Raw genomic sequence first — 14,898 nt, forward strand, 5'->3', positions numbered from 1 at the left:
GCGCCTAGGTGGCCCGCCGTGCTGACGCTGGCGCGGCCATTCCCTCCTGGACGCGATTCGCGATGTCCTGCAGCGGCGCAACGAACCGCTTGATCGCCTCTTCCTCGCTCAGGGCACGCGCGAGATACACCACGTTCAGGCTGCCGCGCACGCGGTCCTGGTACCGGATCGGCACGGCGACGGCGCCGATCTTGCGCTGCTCGAGCCAGTCGCCGCGATTGGAGCCAAAGCCATCCGCGCGCACGCGTTCCACAAGCTTGCGGACATAGGCAGCGTTATTGGCCAGCGCGGCTTGTTCTTCGCCCCCCGCCCCTGAACGCAGCAGGTTGAGGATGTCTTCACGTTCGGCGTCGCCGCAATGCGCGAAATAGGCCCGCCCGGCCGCCGTCGAGAGCATCGGCAGGCGGCGCCCCACCATCGCACGGTGAAAGGACAGCGGGCTGAAGCGATGCGTGGTTTCGCGAATGATCATGGCGTCGCCATCGGGCGTCGTCAGGTCGGACGGCCACAGCACGCGCTGCAGTAGTTCTCCCATCAGCGGCGCGGCGATGGTGGAGATCCACTCATCGTCATTGAAACCTTCACTCAGGGCCCGTACCTGCAGCGTCAGGCGATAGCTGTCGTCCGACTCGCTGCGGCGCACGTAGCCTTCCGCGATTAGCGTCTCCAGCAGGCGCCTGACCGTGGTGCGGTGCAGCCCGGTCAGCTCGCTCAGTTGCAGGGCGGTCCCGCGCCCGCTTTCCATCCGGTTCAGCGCCTTCAGCACGTCCAGTCCACGGGTAAGCCCGCGCACGCTGGCATACGGGGAGGTTCGGCTATGCGGCATAAATTACCCTAAAAAATCCTTTTAAATCAACGTTGTGCACTCCTTGCACATTCTGTTCGTTTTTTTGTCGGGATGCAATCGGGTCTCTACACTCCGCTGTACTACTTAGAAATTCACGAACGAAGGAGACACGATGTCCAGCGCCGCCACCAGCCTCAAGCCCGTCCCGTCCAGCCAGGCCTGCCAGCCGTTCCAGAGCATCTGGGGCGAGTTGCGCGGCGTTTCCTTCAGCCAGGGCTGGCTCGATGCCAAGGGCATCCGCACCCGGTACCTGCATGCCGGCAGCAGCGACAAGCCCGCATTGATTCTGCTGCATGGTGTCGGCGGCCACGCCGAGGCTTATGTACGCAACCTGCAATCGCACGCCGAGCATTTCGACGTATGGGCCATCGACATGATCGGCCACGGCTGGACCGACAAGCCGGCAGGCGGGCGCGAGATTTCCGACTACGTCGACCATGTGATCCGCGTGATGGATTCCCTGGGCATCGAGCGCGCCTCGTTCAGCGGTGAATCGCTGGGCGGCTGGGTGGCTTCGCGGCTGGCCATCGACCATCCCGAGCGGGTGGAGCGGCTGGTACTGAACACGGCCGGCGGCTCGCAGGCGGACCCGGTGGTGATGGAGCGCCTCAAGACGCTGTCGATGCGCGCCGTGGAAGAACCGGGCTGGGACTTCATCAAGGCCCGCGTGGAATGGTTGATGGCCGACAAGGCCAAGGCCTTCGACGACCTGATCGCCACGCGCCAGGCCATCTACGCGCAAGCGGGCATGGTCGAGGCCCAGCGCGGCAATATGGTGCTCCAGGACATGGAAACGCGCCAGCGCAACATCCTGCGCGCCGAGCACTATGGCCGTATCAAGGCCCCGACGCTGGTGCTGTGGACCTCCGACGACCCCACCGCCGATGTCTCGGAAGGCCGCCGCATCGCCACCATGATTCCCGGCGCGCTGTTCACGGTGATGGATGGCTGTGGCCACTGGCCGCAGTTCGAGGATGCCGCCACCTTCAACCGCATTCACCTGAATTTCCTGCTCGGCAACGCCGTGCCGGAAGCGACCACGGTTTAAGCCCGCCAGATCCGCGAAACAGCAGGAGAGGAGACATGAACAACGCCATCGAGATGGCGGGCGGAGACGCTCGTCCGCAGGACCTTGCCACCGACGTCGCCATCATCGGCGCCGGGCCGGTTGGCCTGATGATCGCCAATATCCTTGGCCTGCAGGGCGTGCGCGTCGTGCTGGTCGAGAAGCTGGACCAGATCATCGATTACCCCCGCGCCATCGGGCTCGACGACGAGGCACTGCGCGTGTTCCAGTCGGTCGGCCTGGCCGATGCGCTGCTGCCGCATACCACGCCGCACCACTGGATGCGCTTCGTTACGCACACCGGCCGCTGCTTTGCATCGATCGAGCCGCGCACCGACGAGTTTGGCTGGTCCCGCCGCAACGCCTTCATCCAGCCGCTGGCCGACCGCATCCTGTATGACGGCCTGCAGCGCTTTGCGCATGTGAAGGTCCTGCTGGGCCACGGCATCTCGGCCTTCACACAGGACGAACATGGCGTGACCCTCGGCGCGGAAGACGCGCAGGGGCGGGTCACGTCGATCCGCGCTGCCTATATGGTGGGCTGCGATGGCGGCAACAGCATCGTGCGGCGCACGCTCGATGTGCCGTTCGAAGGGCGCACCAAGCCGAACCAGTGGATTGTGGTCGACGTGCGCAACGACCCGATCGGCACGCCGCATATCTACATGCATTGCGACCCGAACCGCCCCTATGTCTCGGCCGCGCTGCCGCACGGGATCCGCCGCTTCGAATTCATGGTCATGCCCGGCGAGACGGAAGAGGAACTGTCCCTGCCGGAAAACCTTGCCGCGCTGATCCGCAAGGTGGTGGCCGAGCCGGACAAGGTCGACTACATCCGCAAGCGCGTCTATACGCACAACGCGCGGCTGGCTCGCACGTTCCGCGTCAACCGCGTACTGCTAGCGGGCGACGCGGCGCACATCATGCCGGTCTGGCAGGGGCAGGGTTACAACAGCGGCATCCGCGATGCGAGCAACCTGGGCTGGAAGCTGGCGATGGTGGTCAAGGGCGTGGCGCAGGACCGCTTGCTCGACACCTATGGCATGGAACGCCGCGCCCACGCGCGCTCGATGATCCACCTGTCGGAGGTGGCGGGCGACATCTTCGCGCCCGCCAGCCGCTTCGGTGCGTCGCTGCGCGACGGCCTGACGCGGGTGCTGAACGTGTTCCCCCCGGTAAAACAGTACTTCGTGGAGATGCGCTTCAAGCCCATGCCGCGCTACGAATCCGGGGTGGTGCTGTTGCCCGGGCGCCAGCGGGGCGACGGCTTCCTCGCGCGCTTGCTGGAGCGTTCCGGCAATTCGCCACTGGGACGCATGCTGGGGCTGATGAGCGAGAAACGGGATTCGCTGGTGGGAAGGCTTGTCCACGGCCGCGATCCGGCCGGCGGCTCGCCGGTAGGGCGCATGTTCATCCAGCCGATGGTGCGGACTGAGGCAGGCCATACGGTGCGCCTCGACGACGTGATCGGCAATCGTTTCGCCATTGTTGCCTGGGGTGCCGACCCGACCTTCGGCCTGACGCCGCAAGCGCGCGCCGTCTGGGAAAAGCTGGGTGCCTGTTTCGTGATGGCCAAGCCCGATACGCAGCTCGCCTATCGCGACGATGTGCCGGACGGCGTGATTGCGATCGGCGATGCCGCCGGGCGCCTCAAGGAATGGTTCGGCAAGGTGCCTGACTCCGTGGTGCTGCTGCGTCCCGACCGCTTCGTGGCCGGCACGTGCTCGCCGCAGCAGGTGTCGGAGGCCATCCAGGCGCTGGCCGGGAAGCTTGCCCTGGCCGACGTGTCGCCGGCGGCATCTGCTGTCTCGGGCGCTCTGCCTGCGCAGCCGGATGCGGCGCCGGTGCCCGGCCGCGCGATCGCCTTTGCCCGGGGAGCCTGACATGCCGATGCATCTCGAATGCCTGTCCCATACGCCGCTGCACGGCTATTACGATCCCGCACCGGAGATCGTGGCCGAAGTGGAGCGCGCGCAGGCCGCGGCGCGTGCCCGGGTACAAGCCTTTGCGCCGGAACTGGTGGTGGTCTTCGCCCCGGATCACTTCAACGGGTTTTTCTACGACGTGATGCCGCAGTTCTGCATCGGCGTCGAAGCCAGCGCCATCGGCGACTTCAAGAGCCTCGCCGGCCCGCTCGATGTGCCGCGCGGCACTGCCCTTGCGATGGCGCAGGCCGTGCTGGCCAGCGACGTGGACGTGGCTGTGTCGTACCGCATGCAGGTGGACCACGGCTGCGCGCAGGCACTGGAAGTGCTGCTGGGTGGGCTCGGCCAGTGCCCGGTGATTCCCGTCTTCATCAACTCGGTCGCGCCGCCCATGGCGACGTGCCGCCGTGCGCGGCTGCTGGGCGAGGCCATCGGTGGCTTCCTGCAAGGCCTGGGCAAGCGCGTGCTGGTGGTGGGGTCGGGCGGCATTTCACATGAGCCGCCCGTGCCGGAAATCGCTTCGGCCAACGCGGAGGTCGCTGAGCGCCTGATTGCCGGGCGCAACCCGTCGCCCGAGTCGCGTGCTGCCCGCCAGGCGCGCACCGTGGCCGCCGCGCAAGCCTTCACCAAGGGCGACAGCCCCTTGCATCCGCTCAATCCGGCATGGGACAGGGCTTTCCTGGAACTTCTCGCCAGCGGCAACCTGGGCGGGGTGGATGCGATGCGCAATGACGACATCACGCGCGACGCCGGCAAGTCGGCACACGAGATCCGCACCTGGATCGCCGCATTTGGCGCGCTGGCCGCCGCCGGGCCTTACCAGGCATCGGTCGAGTACTACCGACCAATCGACGAATGGATCGCAGGCTTTGGCGTGATGCAGGCACAGCCTGCCACCGGGCACGCATAACCCAACCAGGACCAACCATGTCAAACCAGGAAATGACGCTCGCGCTTGCCAGGCGGCTGCGCGAGGCAGAGCAGACCCGCACGCCGGTCGAACCGCTGCGCGGAGAAATCCCGCCCGGCGATGCGGCGATGGCCTATGCCATCCAGCGCGCCAACGTCGACGCGTGGCGGGCTCAGGGCCGCCGCGTGGTGGGCCGCAAGATCGGCCTGACTTCGCCAGCGGTGCAGCGCCAGCTTGGCGTGGACCAGCCCGACTTCGGCACCTTGTTCGCGGACATGGTCTTCGGCGACGACGAGCCGATTCCGGTCGCGCGCACCCTGCAGCCGAAGGCGGAAGCCGAGGTCGCGCTGGTGCTCTGCCGCGATGTGCCGGAGGAGGACGCCACGCTGGTGGACCTGATCAACGCCATCGCCTACGTGCTGCCTGCGATTGAAGTGGTCGGCAGCCGTATCCGCAACTGGGATATCTCGTACGTGGATACCGTGGCCGACAACGCTTCCAGCGGCCTGGTGGTGCTCGGCGCTGTCCCCGTGGCGCTGGCCGGCCTGGACTTGAAGACCGTGAAGATGGAGATGCTGCGGGACGACGAGCGCGTCTCCACGGGTTCGGGGGCGGATTGCCTTGGCCATCCGCTCAATGCCGCGGTCTGGCTGGCCCGGAAGCTGGCTTCGCTGGGCGACCCGCTGTGCGCCGGCGACCTGATCCTGACCGGTGCGCTCGGCCCGATGGCCGCCGCCGGACCGGGGCAGTGCTTCGAGGCCCGCATCAGCGGCATCGGCAGTGTGCGGGCACGGTTCGCACAGGGCTAGCGCGCCGCGCATCAAGCGATTTACCCCATTAGAAATACACAAGGAGACAACATGAAATACGCAAAACCCATCCTGGCAGCACTGCTCGTGACCGCCGGCCTCGCTGCCAACGCCCCCGCCATGGCCGACACCTTTCCCAGCCGGCCGCTGACCATCGTCGTGCCGTTCCCCGCCGGCGGCGTGACCGACATGATCGCGCGCCAGATGGCGCAGCAGATGCAGACTAGTCTCGGCAAGCCGGTCGTGGTCGAGAACCGGCCCGGCGGTGGCGGCCAGATTGCGGCGCAATCCGTCAGGCGTGCCGATGCGGACGGCTACACCCTGTTTGTGGCCGCCACCGAAATGTTCGCGATCAATCCCGGCCTGTACCGCAATTTTTCGTACGACCCGCTCAAGGATTTCAAGCCGGTGACGGCGCTGGCTTCGTCGCCGCTTGTGCTGGTGGTGCCGCAGGGCAGCCCGGTCAATTCCGTCAAGGAGCTGGTGGCGCTATCCAGGAGCAAGCCAGACGGCGTGAACTATGCCTCGCAGGGCATCGGCTCGATCGGGCACCTGCTGGGCGGCCTGTTCGCCGACAAGTCCGGCGGCCATATGACCCATGTGGCCTACAAGGGCTCGGCCCCGGCCTTGCAGGATGTGATGGCAGGGCAGGTCGACATGATGTTCGACCCGGTGATCACTACCTCGCCGCTGATCAAGGGCGGCAAGGTCAAGCCGCTGGCCATCGCGGCGCCTCGCCGCTCGCCTTCGCTGCCGGACGTGCGCACGCTCTCCGAACTCGGCATAGGCGGGCTGGATGCCGGCGTCTGGTTCGGCATGGTGGTCAAGACCGGCACGCCTGATGCCATCGTCGCGCGTCTCAATGAGGCAGCGGTCAAGGCGCTCAAGGCACCCGAGGTGACCAGGCGTTTTGCCGACCAGGGCCTGGAAGCGCTGCCCATGACGCCGCAACAGTTTGGCGCCTTCCTCAACAGCGAAAGCACGCGCTGGGCCCCGCTGGTCAAGGCCAGCGGCGCCAGCGTGGAATGACGCGAAACAAGCAACAGGAGAACTACATGACCCGCAAGCTGAAAGCAGCCATCATCGGTTCCGGCAATATCGGCACGGACCTGATGATCAAGATCATGCGCCACGGCGAGCAGATCGAGATGGGCGCGATGGTCGGCATCGACCCGGCGTCGGACGGCCTGGCACGCGCCGCGCGCCTCGGCGTGGCGACCACCCACGAAGGCGTGGAAGGACTGACGCGCCTGCCCGTGTTCGGCGACATCGACATCGTGTTCGATGCCACCAGCGCCGGCGCGCACGTGAAGAACGATGCGTTCCTGCGCGGCCTGCGCCCGTCGCTGCGCATGATCGACCTGACGCCGGCGGCCATCGGTCCGTACTGCATCCCGGTGGTCAATGGCGACGCCCATCTCGACGCGCACAACGTCAATATGGTCACCTGCGGCGGACAGGCCACCATTCCCATGGTGGCCGCTGTCTCCCGCGTGGCGCCGGTGCTGTACGCCGAGATCGTCGCGAGCATCTCCAGCAAGAGCGCGGGCCCCGGCACGCGCGCCAATATCGACGAATTCACCGAGACCACCTCGAAGGCGATCGAAGCGATCGGCGGGGCCAGGAAGGGCAAGGCCATCATCGTGCTCAATCCCGCCGAGCCGCCGCTCATCATGCGCGACACGGTCTACTGCCTGAGCGAGATGGCGGACCGGGACGCGGTCGCCGCGTCGATCGACGCCATGGCCGCCGAGGTGCAGCAGTATGTGCCGGGATACCGCCTCAAGCAGAAGGTGCAGTTCGAGACGATCCCGGCCAATGCGCCGCTGGTGGTGCCGGGCGTAGGCCGGGTGAGCGGGCTCAAGACGTCGGTATTCCTGGAGGTGGAGGGCGCCGCTCACTATCTGCCCGCCTATGCGGGCAACCTCGACATCATGACCAGCGCCGCGCTGACCATCGCCAGGCGCATGGCCGGCGCCATGCTGGCCCAACGCGCTGCCGCCTGACGCGGCCGCTCATCAGGAAAGACTGTCATGCAAGACCAGAAGAAACTCTATATCTCCGACGTGACGCTGCGCGACGGCAGCCACGCCGTCCGTCACCAGTACAGCATCGAACAAGCCGTCCGGATCGCCAGGGCCCTCGATGAGGCCAGGGTCGACTCCATCGAAGTGGCGCATGGCGATGGCCTGCAGGGGTCCAGCTTCAACTATGGCTTCGGCGCCCATACGGACCTGGAATGGATCGAAGCTGTGGCCAGCGTGGTCAGCCATGCCAAGGTCGCCACCTTACTGCTGCCCGGGATCGGCACCGTCCATGATCTCAAGGCCGCCTATGGTGCCGGCGCGCGTATCGTCCGCGTGGCCACGCATTGCACCGAGGCGGACGTCTCGCGGCAGCATATCGAGTACGCCCGCCACCTGGGCATGGAGGCGGTCGGCTTCCTGATGATGAGCCACATGACCACGCCCCAGCACCTCGCCGCGCAGGCAAAGCTGATGGAGAGCTACGGCGCCACCTGCTGCTACGTGGTGGACTCGGGCGGCGCGCTGACCATGAACGATGTCCGCGACCGCTTCCGCGCCTTCAAGGACGTGCTGAAGCCGGAAACCCAGACCGGCATGCACGCCCACCACAACCTGAGCCTGGGCGTGGCCAACAGCATCGTGGCGGTGGAGGAGGGCTGCGACCGCGTCGACGCCAGCCTTGCCGGCATGGGGGCCGGCGCCGGCAATGCGCCGCTGGAAGTCTTTATCGCGGCGGCGGAGCGCATGGGATGGAACCACGGCTGCGACCTCTACAAGCTGATGGATGCTGCCGACGACATCGTGCGTCCGCTGCAGGACAGGCCGGTGCGGGTCGACCGCGAAACGCTGGCGCTGGGCTATGCCGGGGTGTATTCCAGTTTCCTGCGCCACAGCGAGGCCGCGGCGAGCAAATATGGCCTGAAGACGGTCGACGTGCTGGTCGAACTGGGGCGCCGGCGCATGGTGGGCGGGCAGGAAGACATGATCGTCGATGTGGCGCTGGATTTGCTGGAGGCGCGCAAGGCCAGCGAGGCAAAAGGTGCGAGGGCCGTTGCCCGGGAAACCGCCTGACAAGGTCCATCCGGCGGCGGCTTGCGGCAGCAAGGCAAGCCGCCGCCGCCGGGGTAAGGCGTCGGCATGATCAATGGCGTCGCCCGCCAGCCTGCTGCCATTCCTCAAACCAACTCAAACAAAAAGCCGCCTCCGCGCAAGAACGCGGAGGCGGGGCTGAGCGGCGGCCTTGATTGCCGCCGCGAGCCAATTCGTTATGCCGGCAAGTAATTAACGCTGGCCTTGCTGGCCGCTTTTCTGGCCTTGCTGGTTTTGCTGCCCAGCCTTCTTGTCGTGCTGGCCGCCTTGCTGGCCCTGACCACGGTCCTGCTGTTGCTGCTGGCCGGCCTTCTGGTCCTGGCTGCCGGACTGGCCGCCTTGTTGACCGGATTGCTGCTGTTGCTTGCTTTGGTCTTGCTGGCCTTGGCCGGGTTGCTGTTGCTGTCCCATCGTGCTCTCCATGGCGCGGCGGAATGCCGCGTTAATGGAAGGGTGCAAGGCGCGTGCCACGCTGCGGGTATCCATGCCACCTGCCGGTCACCCGAGATCGCGTGCGCCCCGCAACAGACCGGCTGGCAAGGGTTTGCGCGTCTCCCGGGCCTTGCTTTTCCTTACCGCCACCAGTCGGGCAAGGGCGCGATGTTCACGGCCCCGCACATGCCGGGCACTATGGACCGCAGGCAAGCCAGTGCTTTTTACAAACGCCGCAGGTTTTTTACAAGCGCCATGAAGGCCGCAATGAAGTGAAGCCGGAGGCGGTGCTTCAGGCCGCCAGCGTGAATGCCGGACGGAGTCCGGCAGGGGCAGCCTGGCTGCTTCTGTCCGCCAGCAAGCTCAGGGCAGAGGGGCCTAGCGTGTTGGCGCAGGCTGCCCTTAACGCAGCGACGCCCGCCAGTCCCACTTGCCTGGCCAGCCACTCGGGGGGGGCGTCCTTGTCCATCGCAAGCAGGTAGATCGTATGCGCTACCCGCTGCTCGCGCAGCAGGGTGCGCAGCGATTCGCCTTCCGCGAACAGGCGTGCGCGTACCAGGCGCGGCGTGGCCTGCCAGCGCTCGGCCACCAGCGCCGCATTCCAGGCCAGCCTGGGCTGTTCGAACATCTCGCCGGCGAGGGCGCGCGACCAGTATTTCTGCATGGGGTATGTGCAGCCCGGCGTGGCGGCCAGCGTCATGCGCGGACAGGCGTCGTCCGGCACCGGGCGCAGCGCGATCACCGCGCTGCGCCCGGGCGCCGGCAGCAAATCGCAATCGAAATATGAAAAGGCAGGGACCACGAACGGATTCCCCGGCCACACCTCGCGCCGCGCGTTGGCGTCGCGCAGGCGCGCGCTGCCACGCAGGGCGTCGACGCGCACCGCGAAGGGAAAGCGCAAGCGGGACAGGCGCAGATCGGTTCTGCTGACGAGGGCCATGCGAAATTCAGGAGGGTCCGGCTGGCAGGCGACGCGCGGGGCGCGAAGCGGAACTCGCATTGTACGGGTTCGCAAGGCCAGTGGCTTCCGGGATGGCGAAGGAAGGTTTCATCGGCCGCGCTGGCCACATTGGCTACAGTTCGGACAATCCAAAGTGACGCAAGCGCTCAAGATCCGTCACCCGGATGCTCTGGTAGGACAGGTCCACCATGCCCTCCGACGCCAGCCGCCGCAGCGCCTGGTTGACCCGCTGGCGGGAAAGCCCGGTCAGCAGGCCGATCTCCTCCTGGGACAGTTCCAGCACCTCGCTGGTACGCGGATACAGCGCGGGATGGAACAACTGGGCCACCGCTTGCGCCACGCGCGCATCGACGCTCAGCAGGCGCTCGTTCTGCACGGTGGCGATGAACTGGCCCATGCGTTCGTTGAGCTGGCGCACCACGAAGCTGGCGAAAGGCAGGCTCTCGGCCAGTAAGGTGTGGAATACGGTGTCTGGCACCAGCGCCACGCGCGAGTCGCGGATGGCGATCACATCATATCTCCGCGCTTCGCGCTTGATCACGCTGCCTTCTCCGCACCAGCCGCCCGCCGGCACGCCCGAGAAGGTGCAGCCGCGCCCGTCCGGCGTGTAGACCGCGAGCTTGATCAGGCCACGCTCCACGCCGATCCAGTAGCGCGAAGGCTCGCCGCGATGCGCCACGAAGGCACCCGCGGCAAAGTCCCGCACGACCAGTTGCCGCGCCGCCAGTGCCTGATGGCCGGGCGCGAGCGCGGCGAACCATTCATGTTCCGAGAGCAGGGCGGCATGGCCGGTGCACTGCGGGGATGCTGGCGGCTGTGTGGCGGCTGCAGGGGGAGAGGTAAGCGCTTCGGGCGTGGCTGCTGGCAGGCTGGACATGATTTCGGCTTGGCCCGGCGCGGGCATTGTCATCCGGACGACAGAGCTTCGTCGTGTGCGATGATAGCCTTGCACGGCGAAAAGTAACAGCGACCGGCAGCGCGTGGTTCATCCTGTGGAAAGGAACCGGCCCCGCCGGCGCATGCGGAGACTACAGTAATGCCAAGCGATTTCGATACCGGCCTGGGCAAGAACCCGGCCAACCACGTTCCCCTGACACCGATCGACTACCTGGCGCGCGCCGCCGAAGTCTATGGCGACCGCCTGGCCATCGTGCACGGCCCGGTGCGCCAGAACTGGCGCGAGACCTACGCGCGCGCGCGGCGCCTGGCCAGCGCGCTGGCGAACCTGGGCGTGGGCAAGGGCGATACCGTTGCGGCCTTGCTGCCCAACACGCCCGCCATGGTGGAGGCGCATTTCGGCGTGCCGATGGCCGGGGCGGTGCTCAATGCGCTGAATATCCGGCTGGATGCCGCCAACCTGATCTTCATGTTGCGCCATGGCGAGGCCAGGGTGCTGCTGGCCGACACCGAGTTTGCCGACCTGGCGCGGCAGATCGCCAACGAGATCCCGGGGCTGAAGGTAGTTGCCGTGGTGGACGCACTGGGTCCGCAGGACGCGCAGCCCTTCGGCGAGACCGACTACGAAAGCCTGCTGGCCTCCGGCGATCCCGCATTCGCCTGGCAGATGCCCGCCGACGAGTGGGATGCGATCGCGCTCAACTACACCTCGGGCACCACCGGGGACCCCAAGGGCGTGGTCTACCACCATCGTGGCGCGGCCATCAACGCCATCTCCAACATCCTTGAGTGGGACCTGCCCAAGCACGCGGTGTACCTCTGGACGCTGCCTATGTTCCACTGCAACGGCTGGTGCTTCCCGTGGACCATCGCGGCGCGCGCCGGGGTCAATGTGTGCCTGCGCAAGTTCGAGCCCAAGCTGGTATTCGACCTGATGCGCGACGAAGGCGTGACCCACTACTGCGCCGCGCCCATCGTGCATACCGCGCTGGTCAACGCGCCGCCGGCCTGGCGCGAAGGGCTGCGCGGCCCGGTGCGCGGCATGGTGGCGGGCGCGCCGCCGCCGGCGGCGGTGCTGGCGCAGATGGAGGAAATGGGCTTCGAGCTGACCCATGTCTATGGCCTGACCGAGACCTACGGCCCGGCCGCGGTGTGCGCCGAGCAGGACGACTGGGCTGGCTTGTCCCAGGAGGAGCGCGCCACCAAGAAGGCACGGCAGGGCGTACGCTACCACCTGCAGACCGAGGTGGCGGTGCTGGATCCGGATTCGATGCAGCCCGTGGCCGCCGACGGCGAGGAGATCGGCGAGATCATGTTCCGCGGCAATATCTGCATGAAGGGCTACCTGAAGAACGAAAAGGCCACCCGCGAGGCCTTCGCCGGCGGCTGGTTCCATACCGGCGACCTGGGCGTGTGCACGCCGGACGGCTACGTCAAGATCAAGGACCGCAGCAAGGACATCATCATCTCCGGCGGCGAAAACATCTCCAGCGTGGAGGTGGAAGACGCGCTCTACCGCCATCCCGCCGTGCTGGCGGTGGCGGTGGTGGCCCAGCCGGACGCGAAATGGGGCGAGACGCCCTGTGCCTTTGTCGAACTCAAGGACGGCGCCAGCGCCACCGCGGAGGACCTGATCGCGCATTGCCGCACCTTGCTGGCCGGCTTCAAGGTGCCCAAGGCGGTGTACTTCGGGCCGCTGCCCAAGACCTCGACGGGCAAGATCCAGAAGTTCGAACTGCGCCGCAAGGTGAAGTCGGATACGGCGATTGACGTGTAAGTGCCTCGGCCGAAGCCGCCGGGTGCGCCAGAGCCGTCTGCGATGATGACGGCTGTCACTTCCTCTCGTCCGGTTGCTCTCACGCAAGCGGGCGAGGGGAACACGTACCTGCAAGTCCGTGGCGGGTCACGTTCCTCTGGATCACCCGCTAGCGACTTCATAGCCGAGCCCGCACAGCTAACAGTACTCATTCATGAGGTTTCCCACTTTCCCGAGGCGATGAACTCTGAAGACAAGTGGTACAACATTCTCCTGTCAAGGCTTCGGGCCAAAGCGCGCAATCAGTTTTGCATCGTCAATGCAGACAGCATCGCATATTACGTGACGAACATCCCAAATTGGAGCTACAGGCAGCCAGCATGGAAACCGTGATGCAAAAGCTGCTCGTCGCATTCGTCTTACTCTGTGTGTTGCCTGCATATGCTTGCCGCCCTGCATTCTTGACGCACGAACCCATCTTCGAGCGTGGCGCTGCGAAGCTCTCTGCCCCCGAAATTGCTCGGCTGGCCGCGTGGCGCAGTGATACACGGCAAGCATTTCCTGCGGGCTTCGAGGTATTCATGTCGCTGTGGCAGAACGAGAGCGCCGGAATCTCAAGCAAGCTTGCCGAAGCGCGTGCGCGTTGGCTCGCCGATCTGCTGGAGCATATGGATGTCAACCGGGCCGACATCCACCAGCCAGAGATTCGCGACATCGACAACCGCCACGTCTCACCAGCGGATGCCGCCACGTTCCTAAACACTGTTACGATAGCTGTAAATCCGCGATGCCCACACGCATGTTGCGACAAAGAGAGCCGGTGAGTTGGTTTCCGGGCGTACTGGGGCGTGTAAAGTGGACCCCTCAGTCAAGACAGCTTTCAACCGAACTTAAGCTGCATCCATTTCTTCACATGCAGCGGAACAGCGCTGCCCTGGTTGTGCGCGGGGAGAATCCCCTGCGCAGCGTAGCGGAGCAGGGGATTCTCCCCGCGCACCGCCGAACTTATCGACAATCATTGCCCCACCGCCCTCGCCGCTGGCATAGACGGCATCCGGCGTTTTGTAGCCCAGCGACTGGTGCGGTCGTTCCTCGTTGTAAAACGAGAAGTACTGCGCCAGCCCGATCATCAGCTCCGCCATGTTGGCGTACCCCTTCAGGTACACATCCTCGTGCTTCACGTTGCGCCACAGCCGTTCGACGAAGATGTTGTCCAGCGCCCGGCCGCGACCGTCCATGCTGATGGCGATGCCCTCGCGCTTGAGCACGCCCGTGAAGACGTGGCTCGTGAACTGGGAGCCCTGGTCGCTGTTGAACATCTGCGGCCTTCCATACTCGCGCAGCGCATCCTCCAGGCAGTCCACGCAGAACGACGCGTCCATGCTGTTGCTCAGGCGCCAGGACAGCACCTTCCGGCTGTACCAATCGATAATCGCCACCAGGTAGGCAAAGCCGCGCGCCAGCCGGATGTAGGTCACATCGGTCGACCACACGTGGTTCGGCCGCGTCACCGCCACGCCGCGCAGCAGGTAGGGGTAGACCTTGTGCTTCGGATGCTTGGCGCTCGTCGCCGGCCCTGGCGCCATGCCCGCCAACCCCATCTCGCGCATCAGGCGCTGCACACGCTTGCGGTTCACCACGCAGCCCTGGCCGCGCAGGAACACCACCATGCGCCGGCTGCCGTAGAACGGCCGGTTCGTATATTCCTCGTCGATCAGCCGGCACAGCCGCAGATCCTCGTCGCGCTCTTCCCCAGCCGCCGATACACCGTTGCGCGCGACACTTCCGCCAGGTCGCACTGCCGGCTCAAGGGCAATTCCTCCGCGCCATCGATCCATCCCATCCGGGCTTCCCGGCTCATTCCCCCAACTTTTTTTTGAGCCAGTCCACCTCCATCTTCAGCCGCCCGATCTCGCCGTACAGGCGATCCTCGCCGCTCTTGTCCTCGGCCGGCTTCGGGCCGCGCCTGGCTTCGAACAGGGCGCCGGCCCGCTCAAGAATTTCTTTCTTCCACTGCCCAACCAACACCGGATGCACGCCGTATGTCTGCGCAATCTCGCTGATCGTCTTCACCCCGCGCACCGCCTCCAGACCAACCTTGGCCTTGAATTCCGCCGTGTGCACCTTGCGTTTCTTGCCTTCACTCATTCGCCATCACCCCGTCAAGGACGACAGCTTA

At 66.0% G+C, this 14,898-nt stretch carries 14 protein-coding genes and 1 pseudogene; 11 read left to right on the plus strand and 4 right to left on the minus strand.

The genetic code is table 11. From position 1 onward, the window contains the following. Positions 1–4: 4 nt before the first annotated feature. Positions 5–826: a DNA-binding transcriptional regulator gene (locus tag ACZY0R_RS15895; RefSeq protein ID WP_488859285.1), complete on the minus strand. Its 822-nt coding sequence runs from the start codon at positions 824–826 to the stop codon at positions 5–7. A gap of 133 nt (positions 827–959) precedes the next feature. Between ACZY0R_RS15895 and ACZY0R_RS15900 the strand changes: the two genes are divergently transcribed. The 9 genes from ACZY0R_RS15900 to ACZY0R_RS15940 all read left to right on the plus strand — a co-directional run bounded on the left by ACZY0R_RS15900 (position 960) and on the right by ACZY0R_RS15940 (position 9,381). Beyond that, positions 960–1,895: an alpha/beta fold hydrolase gene (locus ACZY0R_RS15900; RefSeq protein ID WP_488859286.1), complete on the plus strand. Its 936-nt coding sequence runs from the start codon at positions 960–962 to the stop codon at positions 1,893–1,895. Between the two features lie 35 nt (positions 1,896–1,930). Then, positions 1,931–3,796 carry a bifunctional 3-(3-hydroxy-phenyl)propionate/3-hydroxycinnamic acid hydroxylase gene (locus tag ACZY0R_RS15905; protein ID WP_488859287.1) on the plus strand — a complete coding sequence of 622 codons (1,866 nt, stop codon included), beginning with the start codon at positions 1,931–1,933 and terminating at the stop codon, positions 3,794–3,796. Between the two features lies 1 nt (position 3,797). After that, entirely contained in the window at positions 3,798–4,748 is a 951-nt protein-coding gene (locus ACZY0R_RS15910) for a 3-carboxyethylcatechol 2,3-dioxygenase (protein ID WP_488859288.1), read from the plus strand. A 17-nt stretch (positions 4,749–4,765) separates the two neighbouring features. Continuing rightward, complete coding sequence (gene mhpD / locus ACZY0R_RS15915; protein ID WP_488859289.1) at positions 4,766–5,557, plus strand: 2-keto-4-pentenoate hydratase; 792 nt, start codon at positions 4,766–4,768, stop codon at positions 5,555–5,557. A 51-nt stretch (positions 5,558–5,608) separates the two neighbouring features. Further along, positions 5,609–6,586, plus strand: a complete 978-nt coding sequence (locus tag ACZY0R_RS15920) for a Bug family tripartite tricarboxylate transporter substrate binding protein (RefSeq protein WP_488859290.1) — start codon at positions 5,609–5,611, stop codon at positions 6,584–6,586. Positions 6,587–6,612: 26 nt separating this feature from the next. Next, on the plus strand, positions 6,613–7,563 hold the full coding sequence (locus ACZY0R_RS15925) for an acetaldehyde dehydrogenase (acetylating) (RefSeq protein ID WP_488859291.1): 951 nt from the start codon (positions 6,613–6,615) through the stop codon (positions 7,561–7,563). A 27-nt stretch (positions 7,564–7,590) separates the two neighbouring features. Further along, the gene (gene dmpG, locus ACZY0R_RS15930) at positions 7,591–8,655 is read left to right on the plus strand and encodes a 4-hydroxy-2-oxovalerate aldolase (protein ID WP_488859292.1); all 1,065 of its coding nucleotides are present in this window, start codon (positions 7,591–7,593) and stop codon (positions 8,653–8,655) included. A gap of 66 nt (positions 8,656–8,721) precedes the next feature. Then, positions 8,722–8,865: a hypothetical protein gene (locus ACZY0R_RS15935; protein WP_488859293.1), complete on the plus strand. Its 144-nt coding sequence runs from the start codon at positions 8,722–8,724 to the stop codon at positions 8,863–8,865. Between the two features lie 12 nt (positions 8,866–8,877). Then, positions 8,878–9,381 (plus strand): hypothetical protein, encoded by a 504-nt coding sequence (locus ACZY0R_RS15940; RefSeq protein ID WP_488859294.1) that lies wholly within the window; start codon positions 8,878–8,880, stop codon positions 9,379–9,381. Positions 9,382–9,397: 16 nt separating this feature from the next. On the opposite strand, the gene ACZY0R_RS15945 is transcribed toward ACZY0R_RS15940, so the two are convergent. Continuing rightward, positions 9,398–10,045: an AraC family transcriptional regulator gene (locus tag ACZY0R_RS15945; protein ID WP_488859295.1), complete on the minus strand. Its 648-nt coding sequence runs from the start codon at positions 10,043–10,045 to the stop codon at positions 9,398–9,400. Between the two features lie 133 nt (positions 10,046–10,178). Then, positions 10,179–10,943 (minus strand): Crp/Fnr family transcriptional regulator, encoded by a 765-nt coding sequence (locus ACZY0R_RS15950; protein ID WP_488859296.1) that lies wholly within the window; start codon positions 10,941–10,943, stop codon positions 10,179–10,181. Positions 10,944–11,102: 159 nt separating this feature from the next. Between ACZY0R_RS15950 and ACZY0R_RS15955 the strand changes: the two genes are divergently transcribed. Further along, positions 11,103–12,740, plus strand: a complete 1,638-nt coding sequence (locus ACZY0R_RS15955) for an acyl-CoA synthetase (RefSeq protein WP_488859297.1) — start codon at positions 11,103–11,105, stop codon at positions 12,738–12,740. Positions 12,741–13,099: 359 nt separating this feature from the next. Further along, positions 13,100–13,543: a hypothetical protein gene (locus ACZY0R_RS15960; protein WP_488859298.1), complete on the plus strand. Its 444-nt coding sequence runs from the start codon at positions 13,100–13,102 to the stop codon at positions 13,541–13,543. A gap of 150 nt (positions 13,544–13,693) precedes the next feature. On the opposite strand, the pseudogene ACZY0R_RS15965 reads toward ACZY0R_RS15960, so the two are convergent. Beyond that, positions 13,694–14,867: pseudogene (locus ACZY0R_RS15965) on the minus strand (IS3 family transposase); the annotation flags it as partial. Positions 14,868–14,898 lie beyond the last annotated feature (31 nt).

The sequence above is a fragment of the Cupriavidus sp. F041 genome, assembly GCF_057814235.1.